Origin of the sequence: Pseudomonas sp. CFBP 13711 (assembly GCF_014842265.1) — a bacterium.
Classification (GTDB): domain Bacteria; phylum Pseudomonadota; class Gammaproteobacteria; order Pseudomonadales; family Pseudomonadaceae; genus Aquipseudomonas.
In genome coordinates this window covers 81948-100492 of record NZ_JACYVI010000002.1, presented here as the reverse complement: position 1 = coordinate 100492, position 18545 = coordinate 81948, and the positions used below count along the sequence as shown (strand labels likewise).

The 18545-nt window shown below is 52.0% G+C and carries 16 protein-coding genes and 1 pseudogene; 12 read left to right on the top strand and 5 right to left on the bottom strand.

Features of this window, described 5'->3' with window-relative positions:
* Window positions 1-11 precede the first annotated feature (11 nt).
* The 5 genes from IFT47_RS05380 (at window position 12) to IFT47_RS05360 (ending at window position 5012) form a co-directional block, all read left to right on the top strand.
* A complete protein-coding gene (locus IFT47_RS05380) occupies window positions 12-998 on the top strand; it encodes an ABC transporter ATP-binding protein (RefSeq protein ID WP_192171969.1) in 987 nt (328 codons plus the stop codon).
* The gene (locus tag IFT47_RS05375; RefSeq protein ID WP_192171968.1) at window positions 998-1801 is read left to right on the top strand and encodes an ABC transporter permease; all 804 of its coding nucleotides are present in this window, start codon (window positions 998-1000) and stop codon (window positions 1799-1801) included. The genes IFT47_RS05380 and IFT47_RS05375 overlap by 1 nt, the downstream gene beginning before the upstream one ends.
* A gap of 44 nt (window positions 1802-1845) precedes the next feature.
* Complete coding sequence (locus IFT47_RS05370) at window positions 1846-2586, top strand: ABC transporter permease (protein WP_192171967.1); 741 nt, start codon at window positions 1846-1848, stop codon at window positions 2584-2586.
* Window positions 2587-2648: 62 nt separating this feature from the next.
* Window positions 2649-3422, top strand: a complete 774-nt coding sequence (locus IFT47_RS05365) for an amidohydrolase family protein (RefSeq protein WP_192171966.1) — start codon at window positions 2649-2651, stop codon at window positions 3420-3422.
* Between the two features lie 9 nt (window positions 3423-3431).
* Window positions 3432-5012: a M28 family peptidase gene (locus IFT47_RS05360; RefSeq protein ID WP_192171965.1), complete on the top strand. Its 1581-nt coding sequence runs from the start codon at window positions 3432-3434 to the stop codon at window positions 5010-5012.
* A gap of 532 nt (window positions 5013-5544) precedes the next feature.
* Here the strand turns inward: IFT47_RS05360 and IFT47_RS05355 are convergent.
* From IFT47_RS05355 to IFT47_RS05340, 4 genes are all read right to left on the bottom strand, one after another.
* Window positions 5545-5952 (bottom strand): TetR family transcriptional regulator, encoded by a 408-nt coding sequence (locus tag IFT47_RS05355; protein WP_056791201.1) that lies wholly within the window; start codon window positions 5950-5952, stop codon window positions 5545-5547.
* The gene (locus IFT47_RS05350; RefSeq protein ID WP_342345358.1) at window positions 5918-7762 is read right to left on the bottom strand and encodes an integrase; all 1845 of its coding nucleotides are present in this window, start codon (window positions 7760-7762) and stop codon (window positions 5918-5920) included. Before IFT47_RS05350 ends, IFT47_RS05355 begins: the two co-directional genes overlap by 35 nt.
* 71 nt (window positions 7763-7833) lie before the next feature.
* Window positions 7834-9510 carry a hypothetical protein gene (locus IFT47_RS05345; RefSeq protein WP_192171963.1) on the bottom strand — a complete coding sequence of 559 codons (1677 nt, stop codon included), beginning with the start codon at window positions 9508-9510 and terminating at the stop codon, window positions 7834-7836.
* The gene (locus IFT47_RS05340; RefSeq protein WP_244655883.1) at window positions 9510-10397 is read right to left on the bottom strand and encodes a tyrosine-type recombinase/integrase; all 888 of its coding nucleotides are present in this window, start codon (window positions 10395-10397) and stop codon (window positions 9510-9512) included. Before IFT47_RS05340 ends, IFT47_RS05345 begins: the two co-directional genes overlap by 1 nt.
* A gap of 547 nt (window positions 10398-10944) precedes the next feature.
* Between IFT47_RS05340 and IFT47_RS05335 the strand changes: the two genes are divergently transcribed.
* The 4 genes from IFT47_RS05335 to IFT47_RS05320 are packed head-to-tail and all read left to right on the top strand — an operon-like array spanning window position 10945 to window position 15965.
* Complete coding sequence (locus IFT47_RS05335; RefSeq protein ID WP_074805594.1) at window positions 10945-12093, top strand: tyrosine-type recombinase/integrase; 1149 nt, start codon at window positions 10945-10947, stop codon at window positions 12091-12093.
* A 20-nt stretch (window positions 12094-12113) separates the two neighbouring features.
* A complete protein-coding gene (locus IFT47_RS05330; protein WP_192171961.1) occupies window positions 12114-13724 on the top strand; it encodes a hypothetical protein in 1611 nt (536 codons plus the stop codon).
* On the top strand, window positions 13721-15562 hold the full coding sequence (locus IFT47_RS05325) for a tyrosine-type recombinase/integrase (protein ID WP_192171960.1): 1842 nt from the start codon (window positions 13721-13723) through the stop codon (window positions 15560-15562). Before IFT47_RS05330 ends, IFT47_RS05325 begins: the two co-directional genes overlap by 4 nt.
* Complete coding sequence (locus IFT47_RS05320) at window positions 15552-15965, top strand: TetR family transcriptional regulator (RefSeq protein WP_192171959.1); 414 nt, start codon at window positions 15552-15554, stop codon at window positions 15963-15965. The genes IFT47_RS05325 and IFT47_RS05320 overlap by 11 nt, the downstream gene beginning before the upstream one ends.
* A gap of 5 nt (window positions 15966-15970) precedes the next feature.
* Here the strand turns inward: IFT47_RS05320 and IFT47_RS05315 are convergent.
* A pseudogene (locus tag IFT47_RS05315) lies at window positions 15971-16177 on the bottom strand (DUF4113 domain-containing protein); the annotation flags it as partial.
* A 104-nt stretch (window positions 16178-16281) separates the two neighbouring features.
* Here IFT47_RS05315 and tnpA point away from each other — a divergent pair.
* The 3 genes from tnpA to tnpC all read left to right on the top strand — a co-directional run bounded on the left by tnpA (window position 16282) and on the right by tnpC (window position 18534).
* Complete coding sequence (gene tnpA / locus IFT47_RS05310) at window positions 16282-16614, top strand: IS66-like element accessory protein TnpA (protein WP_197983742.1); 333 nt, start codon at window positions 16282-16284, stop codon at window positions 16612-16614.
* On the top strand, window positions 16611-16946 hold the full coding sequence (gene tnpB / locus IFT47_RS27545) for an IS66 family insertion sequence element accessory protein TnpB (RefSeq protein ID WP_192171956.1): 336 nt from the start codon (window positions 16611-16613) through the stop codon (window positions 16944-16946). Before tnpA ends, tnpB begins: the two co-directional genes overlap by 4 nt.
* A 61-nt stretch (window positions 16947-17007) precedes the next feature.
* Window positions 17008-18534, top strand: coding sequence for an IS66 family transposase (tnpC, locus tag IFT47_RS05300; protein ID WP_192171955.1), 1527 nt, complete (start codon window positions 17008-17010; stop codon window positions 18532-18534).
* The last annotated feature ends 11 nt before the right edge of the window (window positions 18535-18545 follow it).

Sequence of the window (18545 nt, the reverse complement as noted above, 5' to 3'; positions counted from 1 at the left end):
CAAGGAGAGGTATGTCAAAAGCAATTGAGCTGTGTGATATCAGCAAAGTATACGAAGTATACCGCGCCCGTGACGGCCATTCGCGCAGCTTGCTCGGATATTTTCGTCGTGAGAAGGCATATATCCCCGCAGTGCAGGACGTCTCCTTTTCAATCGAGGCCGGTGAGGTCGTAGGCTTTCTCGGCGGTAACGGGGCGGGTAAAACGACGACGTTGAAAATGCTTTCGGGCATTGTACGACCTAGCGGCGGGCACTTATCGGTGCTTGGCCACGACCCTTTCAAAAGAAGAGCGGAATTCCTTAAATCAATCGCACTGGTCATGGGGCAAAAGCAACAACTGACCTGGGACCTCCCCGCTTTGGAGTCCTTTCACTTGCATGGCGCCATTTACGATATTCCGCCTATCGAGTGCAGAAGGCGGATCGACGAGTTGTGTACGCTGCTGTCGGCGGATGACATCATTCGTCGTCCGGTTAGAAAACTGTCCCTGGGTGAGCGGATGAAGTGTGAGCTTATCCTTTCATTGCTTCATCGCCCGAGCGTTCTGTTTCTTGACGAACCGACCATTGGCCTAGACCTAGAAATGCAAGTCGCGATTCGTGAATTCCTTGCCGACTACAATCGGAAATTTGGTGCAACGATCATCCTTACCTCCCATTACATGGCGGACATCGAGGCATTGGCCAACCGGGTTATTGTGCTTGATCACGGCCATGTAGTATTCGACGGTGGCCGGCATGCGCTGGTGAAAGCACATGTAAATGAGCGGCGGGTCAGCCTGCGCTTTTCCCGCACGGTCGAGAGCGAAGAACTCGCTGCTTATGGCAAGTTGATTAACCTGGACAGCGAAAGCGCTGAACTGCTGGTAGCAGAGGAGCAGTTCGCTAACACCCTAGCTCAGCTGCTGACCAGCTTTCCGGTGACAGACATCTCGATTCAGAGCCCGTCCTTGGAGCAGGCATTCCCGCGCTTACTATTGCCAAAGGAGCATGCCTGATGCTCACTCTAGTTTCTTGGTCTGGTATCGCCAAGCGCCTAATCCGTACAAGCGTGCTGGTGACCTTGGTATACCGCGCTCAGTTGTTCGTGTGGCTCATTAGCGGCGTTGCACCACTGTTCATGATGATGATCTGGTGGGAGCTCTCGAGGGAAAAGGTAATCGGTGGCTATTCCGCAAATGATTTTGTGGCGTATTTTCTGGGTATCTACTTGGTCAGGCAACTGACTGCAGTCTGGGTCATCTTCGTTCTCAACGATGAGATACGCCAAGGAACCCTGTCGAGCCGCCTACTTAAACCGGTCGCACCATTCTGGTTTCATGTGGCTGAGCATTTGGGGCAGATGCTGGTTCGCGCGCCGATCGTAGTGACGGTGTTCTGTGTTGGTGCCGCGATGTTCGCCATCGACCTGACGGCTATTGCCTGGCGAATGCCTTTCTTCCTAATCTCGCTCATCCTCGCTTGGATCATCATTTTTCATATCTATTACTGTGTCGGGCTGCTGGCATTCTGGATGGCGAACTCCCTTGCTCTGGATGCGATGGTCTGGTCAATGTACACCGTCCTGGGCGGTATGCTGATTCCCGTCGATTTGTTTCCTGAGACCTCAAGATACCTGGTGGCGATGCTGCCGTTTTCCGCGTCGCTGGATTTTCCCGTCAAGGTATTGATCGGCAAGGTTGTCGGTGTCGACCTGTTATATGGATTTGCGGTTCAGTTGTTCTGGGTGGTGATGCTGGTCGCATTTCGCCGGGGCCTATGGCGACGGGGCTTGAAGCAGTATTCCGGAGCAGGCATATGAGACTTAGAACATTGAAAGTTCTATTCGCATTGATCAGGCACTCAATGCTCGCCGAACTGGAGTTTCGCATTAATGCCCTTACCAACGCGTTGAATACTGTGGTTGGGATGCTTCTGGCTCTGTACTTCCTTGATGCCATGTTCACCGAAGTTGGCAGCTTGGGCGGCTGGAACCTATACCAAGTGCTGGCACTGTTCGGTGTGGCTCTAATACTGGAGGGCTTACTTGAGGTCTGGTTGTTTCCAAGCCTGCACGCTCTTTCGGAACAGGTACGTACCGGAGACTTAGATTATCTGCTTGTGCGCCCGGTCGACAGCCAATTTCTGGTCTCCTGTTCCAAGATAAGCCTTTGGGAATTACCGCGCGTATTGATTGGTGGAGCGGTAGTGATTTACGCCATGCAAAGCGAGGGTACTCTGGGGATAGGCAATCTGATGGCCTTCGTCGGGCTTATGGCTGCGGGAGTCGCAATTTTTTACTCGCTATTCTTAATAACCTGCACCTTGTCGATATGGTTCGTAAAAATCGGTGACGTCTGGATCATCAGTTACACCTTGATGGAGATCGCACGGTTCCCCGTAACGGCTTTCCCACAAACAATTCGCACGGTTTTGACGTTCCTCGTTCCGGTATATTTCGTCTCCAATGTGCCGGTAGCTGCGGCTATGGGGCTGGTCGAATGGCAGGCTGTTATGGGCGCGCTTTTATTCGCGGTGGCGTTTCTTTGCCTTTCCCGAGTGTTTTGGCTTTTTGCCCTCAGATCCTACAGCAGTGCAAGTAGCTAGCGTTTCGAGACACGGCAGAATTAGAACGCCTTGGTAATGATCGACTCACAGGGAAGTTTTCGATGAGCAATTATTCCGGACCAATTTTCGACGCACATGTGCATACCGAGTTTGCCACGGCTGGCGATCTAGAGACGTTCAAGGCTCTGAAGTCGCGATTCGATATTCGTGCATCTATAACAGACTCGCACGCACCCGCTTGCAACACCCAGACGTTACAGACGCTGGGCGTGGGCAGATGCGCGGTCATTGCCAAGCCTGATTGGTGTCACGATTCTTTGGTGCAGGGGTTAGTAAGCGGCGTTTACGTGGCGATCAAAATCAATTTGGGATTCATGCCTGTCTATGCCGACGACCCCAGACTCATGCGGCTGTACTCGCTCGCCCACGAGTTTAATGTCCCAGTGCTCCTACATACTGGCGACACTGGTTGGCATCGTTCCAAGCTCAAGTACGCTCATCCGTTGAGTATGGACGAGGTCATCGTCGACCATCCACAGGTGAGTTTTCTTTTGGTGCACAGCGGCAACCCATGGTTTACCGACGCGGCAGTTGTCGCAGCAAAAAATAATAATGTATGGCTCGATATCAGCTCAATCGTCGAAGGGCCATTGAGCCAAGTCTCTCCAGCGAAGCTGGACAAATTGATGATCCAGCCCATCAGATGGATGCTCGACTACACCGACAAGCCGGACAGGCTCATCTTCGGCTCCGGATGGCCATCTGTCGACTATCCACACTATGTCGCCGCGTGCGCCAAGGCAATAGATCCGCAGTGTCACTCTCAGGTGTTTTTCGAGAATGCGACCAAATTCTTCAAAGTCATCAAAGACTAAGGGGCTCGTATGCGTCGGTCGTTGCCGAAAAAGACGAAACAAAAATCGAAGCAGGCTTCGGCATTTGGTGGCTACCTCAAAAACAAGACCTATGCTGCAGAGCTAGCCGCTCACTGCAAAACTTTGTCAGGTGCGCTTTACGCAGGGCGCGGTGCCGGTGAACACGGCGGGTGGCGCGCGTCGAGATGGATTGCGAGGAAGGCTAAAGCGTTAGGACTGGCCTGTTGGCACGGGCGCCAGAGCCTCTTCCAATCGGTACCGTTGGGCTGTTCCATTGCCAGGCCTGGACCGAATAGTTTAAAGATGCTCAGCTTTGGGAGCGGAGCGAAGCATGATTTTTTACATCAGGATGAGTTACTAATTCGATCCCAGCATATCAGCGTTAATTTAGACAACACGCCTCTGGTGTTCGTCGGTTACGGAATCGTTGCACCGCAATACATGTGGGACGACTACGCCGGGATTGATGTCGCAGGTAAGATAGTAGTGGTACTGCCCAATGACCCCGGAGGCGAGCGCTTCTTAGGTGAGCGAATGACCTACTACGGCCGCTGGGAATACAAGTATGAAGAGGCCGCTCGGCAAGGTGCAGCAGGTGTGATTATCGTCCACACTGATGAATTATTTGGCAGCGCCTTTTCATTGGTCATAGACGAGATGCATCGTGCGTTTCGTTTTTTGCCGGGGGCAGTGCGCGGCGGTTTAGCATTTGAGAGCATTTGCAGTGAGCGCCTCGGACGGGAGTTGTTAGCGACGTCAGGCGTCGACCTAGATGCGTTCTTGGCAGCGCCCTATCCTACCGGCAATCGCTCATCTTGGCTAAACGCCTACTTAAAAGTGCGTTTAGATTTCAACATCGATATTAGACATTGTCGAAATGTACTGGCCATGAAAAAAGGGAGGTTGTTTCCCCGTCAATGCATATTGCTATGCGCGCATTGGGATCATCTAGGCAAGAGTTCAGACAGAGCGCAACCCCGAGGTTACTATCCTGGTGCCGTCGACAATGCTGTCGGCGTTTCCGTATTGCTAGAGCTAGCCAGACGATTAACTACAGGCGCTCCTTTACGTCGAACTGTACTTTTTGCTTGGACTTCTGCAGAAGAAGTCGGAATGCTCGGTTCCGCGCGAGCAGCACAATTGATAAGCAGCACCGGGCTGGAAGTGGTCGCTGCGCTCAACGTTGATGGATTTGTACCTATCGGCAAAACCCGCGACCTAAGCCTAGTGGATGGTGATCAGTCAGACCTGCCCGAAACTTTCATACGCGCAGCCAGGGCTCTAGACCGGCATATCACCCTAGATGATGATCCTCGCGCGGGCTATTTTTACCGATCCGACCAGGCTAGCTTTGCCAAGATCGGCATCCCTGCAGTCCAAGTAAGTACCGGAAGCAATCTCCTAAAGGGGGGAGTGCAAGAAGGAATGAAACGGCATGACTTTTATGACTCGAATACTTATCACCGCACCTCCGACACATTCAACCGACACTGGGATTTCTCCAGTATCTGTTCTGATATAGATGTTCTCCATGAAACCCTAATGATTCTGGGCGATTCGTTGTGCCGCCCTAGCCTTCGCTCATCTTGACGATTAGGGATAATCTACCTTGCCTATAGGGAAAGAGCTCTACACCATACGTGGTTACTGCCGGAGCACAACTGACCCAACGGCTGACTATTCACTGATCCAAGCGCTTGTTCTCCTAACCCTCATTAGAGGTGGATTTTGAGGAGGTTACTGTGGCTCAGCTGTATACCGGTATTATTGACGCATGCGACCGGCTGCTTTTGGCCGATTGTGTTGAAAAAGTCGGTACTTCCAGACTGCCCGCGTACTGACTGCTTAAAATGCATTTTTTGCGCGCAGCTACGCGAAATCTGAGCCCGAAATCCTCTGCACAAAGTAAAGATTTCAATCTCAAGCGCTTACTTTTCTGCCGCGGAAACCATGGCCGACTTTTTCAACAGAATCGGACGTTCTCTGTCGGTCACGGCCACAAAGCGTGCTGGTCAAATCCGATGCAAACGGTAGTCAGGTCGAATGCAGACAGGTGGTCAAGTGAAGTGCAATTTGCATCTGGCGGCTCGGAACAAAAATTACAGACCGTTTTATCTATGGGTCACGTTTTATGGGAGGGCAGGGCTACTATTTTAAGGTCACCGCTCCTTGCTTTTAGGGCTCGCAGTTCTGCCATCAGAACTTCATTAATCGAGGCCAGGTCAGCGGTTTTCAGGCGTAGCTCTTCGAGCTCTTGGCGGAGCAGTTTATTTTTCTCGCGTTCCGCTATGAGATCCTGATGCTTTACGTCGCGTTGGGCGCGACTAGAACGGCCCTGAGCTTCGCGGACTGCCTCGGCCACATTCGGGTAGTGGTTATGGATCAACGCCGTTGAGACTCCGGCCTCACGAGCTACTGCGGCAATAGTGACTTTGGACTCCCCCGTATGGGCTCGGCCACGTTGAATGCGAGCTAACGCAAGTCGCAGATCTCGTTCACGACTGTCGGATGTCTTGCGTGTTGTTTTCATTCGTCATGGTCTCCGGTTTAAATTCAAGCTGTTCCAGTACATTCCGACAGCGATCCAAATCACGCAGAACGCGCTGGCGGCCACCTTCGCCGATGTCTTTACAATCCAACAAGCCTTTTAGGTTGTCGAAGAGTCCTTGGTAGACCCCAGCATGCTGGACACCAATCACAGAGCTGTCGCAGCCGCTACAGCGCGTTCTTTCCATTGTATTGCCGACGCAACCGTCATCATCAGCAGTACACCAGGAGTGGCCATTACTTCGGATCGAGGTGCTCTCGGCAATCGACTTAACCATCGAGGCATGGCTTTTGAAAATGGCGAGATTTTTAGGATCTCGGTGCCATTGCTTGATTGATCTTCCGTAACCGCCCCCTAGAGGTGACTTGCCCAACCAGCCGCTAACCACACCAGACTTGATGTCCTCGAGTTCGAACTGGATATCTTCAAAAAGCTCGATATCGAGATGCTGACCCCATTCCTGATCCATGGCGTAACCTAACGTCATATCCATCGACCAATGAGCGAAGTGTTCTCGGAGGTAGCGCAGGTCGCCGAATTTGCTATGCGCAGCGTAGTTCGCAAATTTTCGGCGGAATTGATGGCTCGCGAGATTCCAACTGAGGCCACAACTCTTTGCGAAGGCTTTCAGACACTTGTTCCAGGACGAGCCCGAGAGAGTTCTGACTAGGTTGTTTTTCGTGGAAGTTACGCCCAGAAAGAGCGCGTGCCTATGCTTTTGCGCTTCGGTGATTTGCGGGTCAGCCGGATTGACGCTGCATCGCCTAGCGATTTCGTCGGTAATCATCGCCTGGTAGGGAGCTGCCCAACGCTCCATTAGGCGCACCGCAGATACTGTGCTTTCAGGAATCATCCAATCATGGAGGCCCGCGTCGGTTTTTTCCGACCTTGAGCGAAGCCAATGGTAGACGGTGCCTTCATCGTCTTCAGTGCTGTGGTGAGCTCCGGCCATAACGTTCGCCAACTCATGGTTTCGGCAGCCGGAAGTGCTAGCTATGACAATGTAAGATGCAGTTCTGAGGCTCTGGATCGCTTGGTTAAACTCCCCAAGCCCTTCGCCCCAGCCAAGAGCAACAAGTCGACGAGTTTTCGCCTCTTGAATGCTTCTGGTTACTTGCCCATGACGCTCCGCAGAGACGCGCTCTAGATCATCGTAGATGTCGAGCAAGGCATTACCACGCCGAATCTGCTCATGGGCCTTATTGAATAGAGCGCAAAATACATCGTCGGGTAATAATGGGGTCTTGCCGGCCTCTTCGCTCCGCGAACGCTCCCCCGACATTGCGCGCGCCGACGTATCAGGCCAAGGGTTTCTAGGTATTGGGTCGTGGGTGTATTGGCTCAGCTCATAGAGGGCCTCCACAGCCATAAAGCGCCGTTCAAGCGCACTGGCAGATAAGGGCTTTCCCTTGCTTCGCCGTGTTTGACGGATAGCCCGGCACTCAGAGACATAATTTGCACAGATCATTGGTGTTATCGCACCGAAGTGATTGATCTTGAACGTGCTTATGTGCCGCAAAAACGGCAGGCTGTTTTCAAAAACGTTGCGCACTGTACTCGCCGATGGGCGTTTTTGTCCGGCACGGCCCCGGCGTAGATACCGATACATGACGGACTTCATCACAAGAACAAATTCAATGGGGACGCGACCGAAGTCGATCTCCCGTACACCGTCTGGCACGTTGCTGGTGAACCCCTCTAACCGCCAAGTCATGTCACGGTATCGACTGAGGATGACCCACTCGCTTCCTACCCGAGTGGCGCTAATGATGAGTGCTTCACGTTCGCTCACAGAGAGTTCGCGAGCATCCCCTGGCTGCAGTCCCAACTCGCCCCACTGCGGCGCGTCAGCAACATTCGCACTCACGAGAAAATCTCAAGGCTATCTAGGACATCCACTGACCAGAAGGGATGCGGACTCAGGCGAGCTTGTTCGCGGGCTGCCTCGACAGCTTCTGGTTTGAAGGCTCCTCGCCGCAGGCCTTCGGCGATAATATAGTCGTCTATCAATCTGGGAATGTGGGCGTATTGCTGACTCCAACGCCGCTTCCCCATCCGTACACGCTCCGCAAATACTCGGAAATAGAAACTGAATAGTCGGTGCAAATCCTCGCCAGTAATCGCGTAGTGCTTGCAATGTAGGCAGTTGAGAAATGAGAAGCACGCGATACCCTGGCGTTTTGGCGCGTACTGACCATTTACTGGGTCTTCGCACTGGCCCATGGGAGTTTTTTGGTATGTTGCGCCTATAGTCCGGCTGAGTAATTCCTGCACCAAGATCTCTCCCATGAAGCGCCATTTGCGCCTTGCTTCAGTGCTCGGTGCTAGATAATTTCTGTCGGCCACCTGAGGTGTATTTCCGAGCGCGATTGATGTCGTCGTCAAATCGCCATCTAGCAATTCAAATACTCGATTGGCAAACGTTTTGCGCAGGCGTGAGATATTGATGCGAAGCGGCTTACCATCTGTGTCAATAAGCTTGTAGTCGGTTACCAGTTTTCTGGTCGCTACCTTCAGCGCCCCGTCTGTCAATTCAATAATGCTCCCAAGCCCTGGCCCTCGCTGTACGCGGTAGAGCCATACAAGATCTTTGATGCTGTCAGGCGCTTCTGGCCGTAGTGGTTCACTAAGGGTCAGGATTCGGCGGATCAGGCGCTCAATATTGGTTCTGATGGTCGGAGTAGATTCAAGGAGGCGTTCGTCAGCGCTTTCTGTTCGTAGAGCAACCTTGTTTGTGGTGTGTCCACGGCGCTTCCACAAAACCAAAAATACACTGCCGTCTTTGGGATGCGCCCGCAAGCAGTCGCGCCCCATCTCTAGAAGAGGGGTGGAGTTGCGCCCTGTATGCAGTGCGATGGTCAACAGTACGTAGGCCAAAAGCTCACCACTTAGTACAGCGTCATCTTTCCATATCGGTGCAACTGCTTGCTTCAATGCTGAAGCAAACGCCTGCCGTTGGCGCTTGGGCAGTGACGTTTCCCCTTTGCTTCTACCACTACTCGGGAAGGGATTTCTTGGGAAGGTTGCGTCGTCCCCTGAGGTGATCAGAGAAATTATCCCTCTGCTACCTAGCGCGTTCAGGACGGATTTCGCAGACGTGTAGTGACTTCGCTGACTGAGGGTAGCGATGCCAAGGCCCGCGAGGTGCCCGAGAAAATCGTCGACTAAGGAGCGATTAATGTCTCCAAGCACTAGCTCACGCTCAAGCGCAGTGGCTCGCAAAGTCATAAAATTGAGAAAGTGACGTAGGCCACCTTTACAGATGCTCGCTACGGTACTTGGCTCGATTTCGCTGTCTTGCTTGGCGAGATATCGCTCAATCTGTCGCTGGCAGGCATAGGTGATTGAATCGATACCAACCCCGTACCACGACGCGAAATCGTAGTTTCTAGAGCCGGTAGCGTTCCTCCCAAAATCGACATTCGTAGTTATAGGTGGAAGCGCTTCAGGAAGTACGAAAACTGCACCCACTGAGTCACGACTATGTTCCACTTGGGGCACGCTGAGGTCGGTCTTAACAAAAATCTTTCGCTTACCCATTAAACTGCGTCCATGCCATCTGCAAGCTCGTCATCGTAAGCCAGTACCGCGTTGTCAGCGAGTTCATTGATCAGGTGCAGGTATATCATCGTCGTTTGGATGGAGCTGTGACCGAGTTGCCGCTGCAAGAACACGAGCGGCTCCACCTCTCGGCCATTGCGCTGAAGAGCGACCAGCGTATGAGTTGCATAGGTGTGGCGAAGCATGTGCGGATGTACTCTGAGGTTCGCTCGTTTTCCAATGTCACGGACAATGCGTTCAATGCGCTTTCCGTCATCGGCGTAGGGCTCACCAAGCTGATTCAGAAACAATGGTTTGTACTGGTTATGGCTCAGCGAAGCCCGCTCTCCACGAACTTGCACTGCGTATCGATGGAGCTCCATGAGGAAATGCCGACTTATGTAAATCTCACGCGGCTTGCTCCCCTTGGTGCGCATACCGCTACCATCTTGCGGATCGAGATGAATCCGAATGTTTCGCTCAGATTTGCCGGCTTTGTCGGGATCGAAGACATAGGACAAGGGAAAAGATGCGATTTCTTCCCGCCTCAGCCCAGTATGAAGACCCAGACGGATCATCATTCGGTGATGCGGATTCTCTGCTTCTGCCAGCAGCGCCTTAATCTCGTTCATGCTGAGAAATTTGGGCAGCACTCGGTGCTGCACCGGCATGATGTCGTTCACCAGTGCTTTTCCACCATTGGCAGCAACGTGAGCCAGAAAACCTGACTCGCCATTTATTTTCCGCTCCTCAAGTCCGAACGGAAGCTTGGTCACCCATCCCTGGCGCTGAGCAAACTCGTAGAACTTGCACACATAATGAAGCCTTTGGCGGGTGGTAGAACGTGCCAACTGACACTCTACCAAGCAGTAATCTCGGTAGCCCATGACTATGCTCTTGGCCTCACCTCGATCTACATCCTGCCAGTCGAGTTCGTGCGCCTGGAGGAAGCTGAAATAGTCGTATAAAGCACGCCCCGTGCTTGGCCAAGACTTCTTAGATCCTATGGCTCCTCGGAGGAGATAGTGGCGCATAAACTCGTTCGCGTGCACACAACTAGCCATGGTGTCCCACAGCAAGATCGGGAATCCAGGGTATGGACGACCTCCTATCACCAAGGACTCAGTGGCCCGAAGCAGCTCCATCTCTTTCCTCCAACCGCGCTTCAACAAAGCGATTTCTAATTTGTTGGCAGGATGATACTTTTCTCCTAACTCTTCGCAAGCCCCAGAACAACAGCTTTTATGCGAGTTGCGAGCGCGTCTTTCGGCCTGACCTCGCCAAAACGCCCATCGTGGTGTTGTCGAATAACGATCTGAGGGGTGGAAACCGTTAGTAAAACCTGTAGAGTCCGCACCACCTTCTGAAGCGCTCTGGATCAGCAGTCTAGAGCCGTCAGGGGACAATCCATTCATATTGGTTTGAGGCAGCGGAATGAGGCTTGTATTCGCAACAAAAGACCTCGCTATGGCAGGTCGATCCTTCGAAGGCTTTCCGTTGTTGATTGGTGCAGATGGGTGGCCTGTCGAACCAGCGCAAACCTTTCTCTGGCACACGCTTGTCGAATATGGTGAGTCTCTCAGTGATCTGACGTGGGAGGCATATGGACGACGTCTGTACGATTACTTCGCCTTTCTGGAAGCCAATGGGTTGGCCTGGAATGAGGAAAGCACAGCCCATGGTCTGAGCATCCTGTCCAGATACAGGGATTGGTCTAGCGGGGAGTTAGCACTTGATCCCAAAACGGTGAACAGTCGCCTCACCTTGATTGTTAGGCTCTACCGATGGGCCAAAGAGCTCAACATGATCAGCGTTCTGCCGTTCGGCGAGAAACGCGCCAGAGCGCACCGACATACAGGCCTTCTCAGTCATGTCGCTCAACCGGGAGCTGAGAGCACAAAGGCTTCAGTGATGGTGCGTGAGCGAAATCGCCTGACCAAATTCTTAACCAAGGATCAAGTCAAGGTATGCCTTGCGTTGGATACTGATGCAAGCCACCACATCATGTTCAATCTCATGGTGCGTACGGGCCTTCGCTCCTGTGAGGCTAGGTCATTCCCCCTAAAATACGTTTTCAATCCTAGGTTGAGGAAAGGACTACGGCCAGGGCAGATGATCAGCGTTGCTCTCGATCCTTCAGACATGCATATCAAGTATGACCGGCCCCGGATTATTGACGTGCCTTGGTCGCTTATGGAGCGCATGTGGTCATATTCCCTTCACCAGCGCGAGTTGCGTAAGTCGCGTGGCAACGGACGTGTTACCGCTCTTCTGCTTACTAATGAAGGGAGGTATTACTCAAAAGATTCTGTGGTGGACATTATGAGGTCCTATGAACGGAAGTGCGGGTTTTATGTAAGGGCTCACATGTTACGCCATACATATGGGACTTACACTCTGATGGCTCTGAGGAAAAGTAAAGATTTTAATGGTGAGCCATTGCTGTATGTCAGGGACAGAATGGGGCATTCCGATGTTCAAACAACTATGATTTATCTGCATCTTATTAATCAGCTTGAGGCCCAATCCGTCCTCGCGCATGAGGATGAGATTGATATGATGTTTACGGCTAACGCGTACTAAACGCATCTGAGGTGGCTAGTTTGGCTCGGCAAAAAAACTACAGAGCTGTTCTACCATCCGTTACCAAGGGATTCGAGGGAGTTGATGACAGTATTAAAATTGACTTGCCCAGAAATCCGAGAAAATATCGGCAGATCGACCATTCTCCCTACTTAGGCCTTGGCTTTGACGCTTGGGCTATCCAAAGCATTTATGTTATTCGGACGCTGCTGCAAGGAGGAAATTTCTCCGTCTCCACTTTGATTGGATACTCCACGAATGGGTTGAAGTGCTTTATGGGTTTCTTAACTGGAGGTTCCATAGAGTCGCCGCCTGCAACACCGAACTGCCTCACAAAACGTCATTTGGAACGCTACGTCTCTTGGCTGAAGCTGAAATACCCTAATGGTACGACAGCCAAAAATTACTACACCAGCTTAAAGTCCCTAGTGATTGTTCTGGCTGATTATGGATTTGTAGAAGCCGATATTGATAATCTAATGCCGCCCAATCCATTTCCCAACAACGCACAAAACACCAAGGATGCGGATCCGCTTACTATGGGGGAAATGCAACGGCTGCTTACTGCATTAAGGTCTGACCTTGTTGCCATTCACAAGGGTAAATTCCTCGGTAATGGGGCAGAGGCGATGACGGTGATGCTACTGATTACGGCAGCGAGATCTGGTATCAACACCACACCGCTACTTGAAATGACTAGAGATGCGCTACAGCCTCATCCGTTTGTGCCAAATCTAAGATTAATAAATACTGTGAAGCGTCGGGGAAAAGGTGCTCAGAGCAAAACAATACGTCAAACAAACTTGCTGGATGAATACAGTGCAATTCCACTTGATGGCGTTGCAGTCTTAAACAAGGCGCTTGAGATCAGCAAGCCGCTTGTGGCATTGGCATCAGATGATATTAGTTCATATGTATGGTTGTATCGCTCAGGGCAGCGTGGCGGTGAAAGCAACATTGTGAGCCTCTCAAACACTGCTCTATATGTTAGTGGAAAAAGTATTTGTGAGCGTCACGCGCTTCAGGACGATAGAGGTAATCGGCTGAATGTAACGCTGAGCCGACTCCGAAAGACCATGGAAAGCCGCTTATGGAAATTGAGTGGAGGCGACATTCTCGAAGTCTCATCAGTTATGGGGCATACCCCAAGTGTCGCAGATAATCATTATTTGAGGATAAATGATGAGATCAAGGCCGAAGGCGCGAGATTTGTTGGGGAAGCTTTCCCGGACAAGCTTAGGGGCATCCATGTCATACCGACGCCGCCAGGCGGCTGCAAGGACAGCCTTTACGGCAGCCTAGCGCCTAAGGATGGCGTGAATCACTGTTCTGAGTTTGTTCACTGCCTCGGCTGTCCTAGCTATGCAATCGTCGGCACGCTGGAGGATCTATATCGACTGTTTAGCTATCAACAATTTCTGTATGAAGAAGTTGAATATTTCCTTACGGATGAGTGGGAGGCATGGCGCAGACGGCAGTTTGATTACATTCGACTGATTGATGAATTTACACTGAAGAAGTTTGATCCGAATCTGATTGCGGAAGCGCGAAATAAGGCCAAATTATCACCACATTTATTCTGGGCTAAGAAGATCGAATTTATGAAGAAGAAACGGGACGGCCAAATTTGAACGCCAGAAGCGCGAACGCAGTTTTGAAGGCATATGACGTTCTTGTTGCCCAACCTGTTACGGCCAGCGGCCTAACTCCTCAAGAGCGCGATGCTATTGTGATCAGCGCAATCATTAATGAGCAAGGGGAGACGCTGGTTCTCAGCCGATTTGGCGATGCGCAGTGGGACTTTCGACCCTTCTTTGACCAGGCCAATGTTTCTCAGTCCTTTAAGTTCATCAGCTGGGATATGAGCATGCCCAAAGCGCTTGTTGATGACTGCAAGGCGGTTGCATATGCTTGGTTTAAGAGAGGTATGCCTCGCTCCAAACCTCCAATCGCACGTGGGCTTACTACTTTTTCCGTTGCGAGTATGATGCCGTTTATGAGGTGGCTGGACAAGCTTGGGATTTTTCGCTTTTCAGATGTTCGTCCGATCCATATCAGTAATTATGTCCATCATTGCAAGAATGAGCTTAAGTTAAGGCCGCTTCCGTTGTACGGGCGCCTGCGAGTTATCGATTTTCTTTGGGTGTTTGCTGTCGATACGATGTTTCCGCTTAAAAACTATCCATGGGGTAATTCTACATTGTGGAGGATTTGCGGCATTGGAAAAATAAAGGGAATGGATGCTACTAACAAAAACGTTGGTCGGACCGATATCATTCCACCGGATGAGCTGTCTAAGATATTTAATCACAGCGAAAGCATTGTTTTAGCGATGAAGTCTGAGGTGGCAGTAAATGGCATTGGATATCACCCTAGTAATGATCAAGTCTCAGCTATTTGTAGGGATGCTGTTCTTTTCATGGTTTCAATCACCAGTGGTATGCGCAACGATGAGGCCATTGGTATTGAAGTGGGTGCTTGGCGCAGAGAACTGAAAGATGGAGTCTTATTTTGCTGGGTTTCCACAATCGAGCATAAGACGGGCAAGGGACGAGTAGAGTACCTTGTCCCAGAGCTTACTCTTGATGCGTTGGAGCTCTTGGGCAAATATTCGGTGACAATTAGAAAGGAGTTAGAGCAAGAGATCAGATATCTTTCGAGAATTGCCAATCCTGATAATCCCGCTGAGCATCTTCTGCGGCTTGAAAAAGCTCGAACCGATTCGAAAAAGCTATTTCTTGAACGGCATGCTCCATGTGGAAGAATTGAGAATCAATACGTTCAGGCCCTTAGTGGAAGTGCTTCCAATGCTGCGTTTGATAGTTTAGCGAAGGCCGCTGGGAGCGATTGGCGATTGAGGACTCACCAATGCAGGCGAACATATGCAAGAACTTTTGTAGAGTCCCGAATGGGCCGTACTTCGCTCATCTACCTTAAATGGCAATTCAAGCACAGCAGCATGAGTATGACCCAACTTTATGCATCCAATCCGCAGCAAGATCTGACCCTTTTTGATGAGATCTTCCAACAGATGACGGAGTTTAAAATCGACTTGATCGAATCATGGCTCGATGATCAGCCGCTGGCAGGCGGAGCCGGCGAAAAGATTGTGGAGATGAGGGCAATTCCTATCAAAGACAGGTCCTCTTTGCTTGCTCAGACAGCCCCACATGCCAACATTCGTGCAACTGGACATGGTTGGTGCATTGCTACTGAACGTGGTTGTGGCGGCGCAGGCCTATACGAAGCCACACGGTGTCCAGGATGCAAAAATTCAGTGATCGACGAATTTTTTGCCGCCACTTGGCAGGACATTTACGGCCAGCAGCAGGAGCTGATCAAGATCGTGGATGCTGGCCCTGCAGTGAAGCAGCGGGCAGAGCGCGATTTGCAAATCGCGTTCGACGTCATCACCAGCCTGGGCCTTTCTCCTATAAACGATGATAAGGTTGACGAAAATGGTGACTAAGTTGTCCCAAGAGCAGGCCCCGAGTCGTTCAAGATCAAAGACCTTGGAAACTCTTAATAAGGTCATTGAAAGCTTGGTCGCAGCAAACGAAAAGGTCTCCATCGCTTCGGTTGCCCGAGCTGCGGGGGTTACGCCAGGTCTCATCCATAATACTTACCCTGCGGTGGCGGAGAAAATTCGCACTTTGACTGGAAAGTCGGTGCGTGCCCAGCGGGATTCGAAGCACCAGGCGCTGATGAGTGAGAAGGAGAAAAATAGGGTTCTCCGCGCAGAAAACGAAAAAATCTTAGAGGAGTTGGCCCGAATTGCCTCTGTAAACCAACGACTGATATTTGAAATGGCTGAGTTGAAAGCAGTCTCTAGCGGCAAGGTTGTGGCCTTGCCGAAGAAACCTGGCAGATAGCCCTATCAGCACTTGATCCTCCAAAGTTCATCTACCCGAGTTGTGTAGCTGGGGCTGAGCATCTCGCGCTTCATTCCCCACTCAGGGGGCACTGGGACACGACCCGGTCGCATCGTGCTCCGGCCCCATTTCGCATTGATTTGATCCATCACCTGCATGACCTTCTGCGATGCTGCGGGTTGCGTTTCGGCAAAGAGGTCGGGTGTGTATTCAGTATGCGTCTGGCCAAGTCATCTACCCAGCCTCGCAAAGCTAAGACATGGTGTGCACTTAAATTTAAGTGGGCACCAGTTCTAGCCTTTTAAGCGGGTATTTCATGCAGCCAACACGCCGTTCCTATTCAAAATCCTTCAAGGCCCAAGTCATTCAAGAGTGTGTCCAGCCCGGCGCGTCGATTGCCAGCATCGCACTCGGCCATAGCCTCAACGCAAATCTCGTCCATAAATGGATTCGGGTACACACGCAGAACAGTACCGCGCTGCAACCTGCATTTATTCCGTTACCCCTACCGTCGGCCGGAGCAAACTCTCAAGCGACATCGTCGAACATCTGCGTTGAGATCCAGCACCCGCGTGGCACCGTCAAAGTGAACTGGCCAACCGACAATGCCGTTGCCTGCGCGACCTTTCTTCGAGACCTACTGCGATGATCCGCATCGACTCCATCTGGCTCGCCACCGAGCCGATGGACATGCGCGCAGGCACCGAGACTGCATTAGCCAGGGTGATAGCGGTGTTCGGTGCGGCGAAGCCGCACTGTGCCTACCTCTTCGCCAACCGCCGCGCCACACGCATGAAAGTTCTGGTGCATGACGGGTTCGGCGTCTGGCTGGCGGCTCGCCGGTTGAACCAGGGTAAATTCCACTGGCCAGGCATTCGCCATGGCTCTGAAATGCAGTTGGATTCCGAGCAACTCCAGGCTTTGGTGTTGGGCCTGCCATGGCAACGAGCAGGCTCCGGCGGCGCGATCACACTGCTTTAACGGCTGCCATTAGCCTATCGGTCTATCGCAGGGAACCGCCTGCCCTGGCAAAATCCGGGGTATGACTTCTTCGCCCAATCTCGACTTAATGTCCCCCGACCAACTGCGTGTTCTGGCAGAACAGTTGTTGGCGCAAGTCGACACCATGGGCAAGAAGATCAACCGCGACCAAACGGTGATCGAGAAACTGACCCACGAAATCGCACAGCTCAAGCGGTTCAAGTTTGCCAAGCGCAGCGAGCAGATGAATCCCGAGCAGGCCAGCCTGCTAGATGATCTGATCGATACCGATATCGCGGCGATTGAAGCAGAGCTTCAGGCATTGCAAACAGTGCCAGCGGCAACCGAGAAAAAGCAAAAGCCCAAGCGCACTGCATTGCCGGCAGATTTTCCACGCACGATGATCCATCACGAACCGGACAATACTCACTGCCCATGCGGCTGCGCACTCAAACGCATCGGTGAAGACGTCAGCGAGAAGCTGGACTACACGCCCGGCGTGTTTAGAGTTGAGCGCCATGTCCGTGGCAAGTGGGTCTGTGATGACTGCGAAACGCTGATCCAGGCGCCGGTTCCGGCACAGGTCATTGATAAGGGCATCCCGACCGCTGGGCTCCTTGCCCACGTCATAATTGCCAAGTTTGCCGACCATCTTCCGCTTTACCGCCAGGAGTCGATTTTCGGTCGAGCGGGCTTGGCGATTCCACGTTCAACATTGGCTCAGTGGGTTGGCATGACTGGCGTGCAGTTACAGCCTCTGGTCGACGCGCTACGCGATGTGGTGCTTGGCGAGCATGTCATCCACGCCGATGAAACACCGGTGCAGATGCTTGCGCCAGGCTCGAAGAAAACCCACCGTTCCTATGTTTGGGCCTACACCACCAGCCAGTTCTCGGACTTGGCAGCGGTGGTTTACGACTTCAGCCCCAGCCGTGCCGGTGAGCATGCTCGCAACTTCCTGCAAGACTGGAAGGGCAAGTTGGTCTGTGATGATTTTGGTGGCTACAAAGCCAGCTTCGAACTCGGCGTGACCGAGATCGGCTGTATGGCCCATGCGCGGCGCAAGTTCTTCGAATTGCATGCTACCAACAAGAGCACGCTCGCCGAACAAGCATTGTGCTATATCCAGTTGCTTTACGAAATCGAGAGCGAAGCCCGCGACCTGGAGCCAGATCTACGGTGCCGAATACGGCAAGGAAAAGCCGTACCGGTGATGGAGATGCTGCATGCCTGGATGATCGCCCAGCGCGACCTCGTGCCCGAAGGTTCGGCTATCAGCAGAGCGTTGGATTACAGCCTGAAACGCTGGGCAGCGCTGTCGCGCTACCTCGATGACGGTGCCGTCCCCATTGACAACAACTGGTGCGAGAACCAGATCCGACCATGGGCTCTTGGACGCAAGAATTGGCTCTTTGCAGGGTCGTTACGCAGCGGAAAACGGGCGGCTGCAATTATGAGTTTGATCCAATCTGCGCGGCTCAACGGGCATGATCCCTATGCTTATTTGAAGGACGTTCTTACACGCCTGCCGACGCAGCGGGCGAGTGAAATCGGCAAGTTGTTGCCACATCAATGGATACCTGCCTGACTTATCAAAGT

Coding starts and splice junctions, on each gene's coding strand:
- IFT47_RS05380 (WP_192171969.1), top strand. CDS start 12: ATGTCAAAAGCAATTGAGCTGTGTGATATCAGCAAAGTATACGAAGTA.
- IFT47_RS05375 (WP_192171968.1), top strand. CDS start 998: ATGCTCACTCTAGTTTCTTGGTCTGGTATCGCCAAGCGCCTAATCCGT.
- IFT47_RS05370 (WP_192171967.1), top strand. CDS start 1,846: ATGCTCGCCGAACTGGAGTTTCGCATTAATGCCCTTACCAACGCGTTG.
- IFT47_RS05365 (WP_192171966.1), top strand. CDS start 2,649: ATGAGCAATTATTCCGGACCAATTTTCGACGCACATGTGCATACCGAG.
- IFT47_RS05360 (WP_192171965.1), top strand. CDS start 3,432: ATGCGTCGGTCGTTGCCGAAAAAGACGAAACAAAAATCGAAGCAGGCT.
- IFT47_RS05355 (WP_056791201.1), bottom strand. CDS start 5,952: ATGAAAACAACACGCAAGACATCCGACAGTCGTGAACGAGATCTGCGA.
- IFT47_RS05345 (WP_192171963.1), bottom strand. CDS start 9,510: ATGGGTAAGCGAAAGATTTTTGTTAAGACCGACCTCAGCGTGCCCCAA.
- IFT47_RS05340 (WP_244655883.1), bottom strand. CDS start 10,397: ATGGGCTACCGAGATTACTGCTTGGTAGAGTGTCAGTTGGCACGTTCT.
- IFT47_RS05335 (WP_074805594.1), top strand. CDS start 10,945: ATGAGGCTTGTATTCGCAACAAAAGACCTCGCTATGGCAGGTCGATCC.
- IFT47_RS05320 (WP_192171959.1), top strand. CDS start 15,552: ATGGTGACTAAGTTGTCCCAAGAGCAGGCCCCGAGTCGTTCAAGATCA.
- tnpA (WP_197983742.1), top strand. CDS start 16,282: ATGCAGCCAACACGCCGTTCCTATTCAAAATCCTTCAAGGCCCAAGTC.
- tnpB (WP_192171956.1), top strand. CDS start 16,611: ATGATCCGCATCGACTCCATCTGGCTCGCCACCGAGCCGATGGACATG.
- tnpC (WP_192171955.1), top strand. CDS start 17,008: ATGACTTCTTCGCCCAATCTCGACTTAATGTCCCCCGACCAACTGCGT.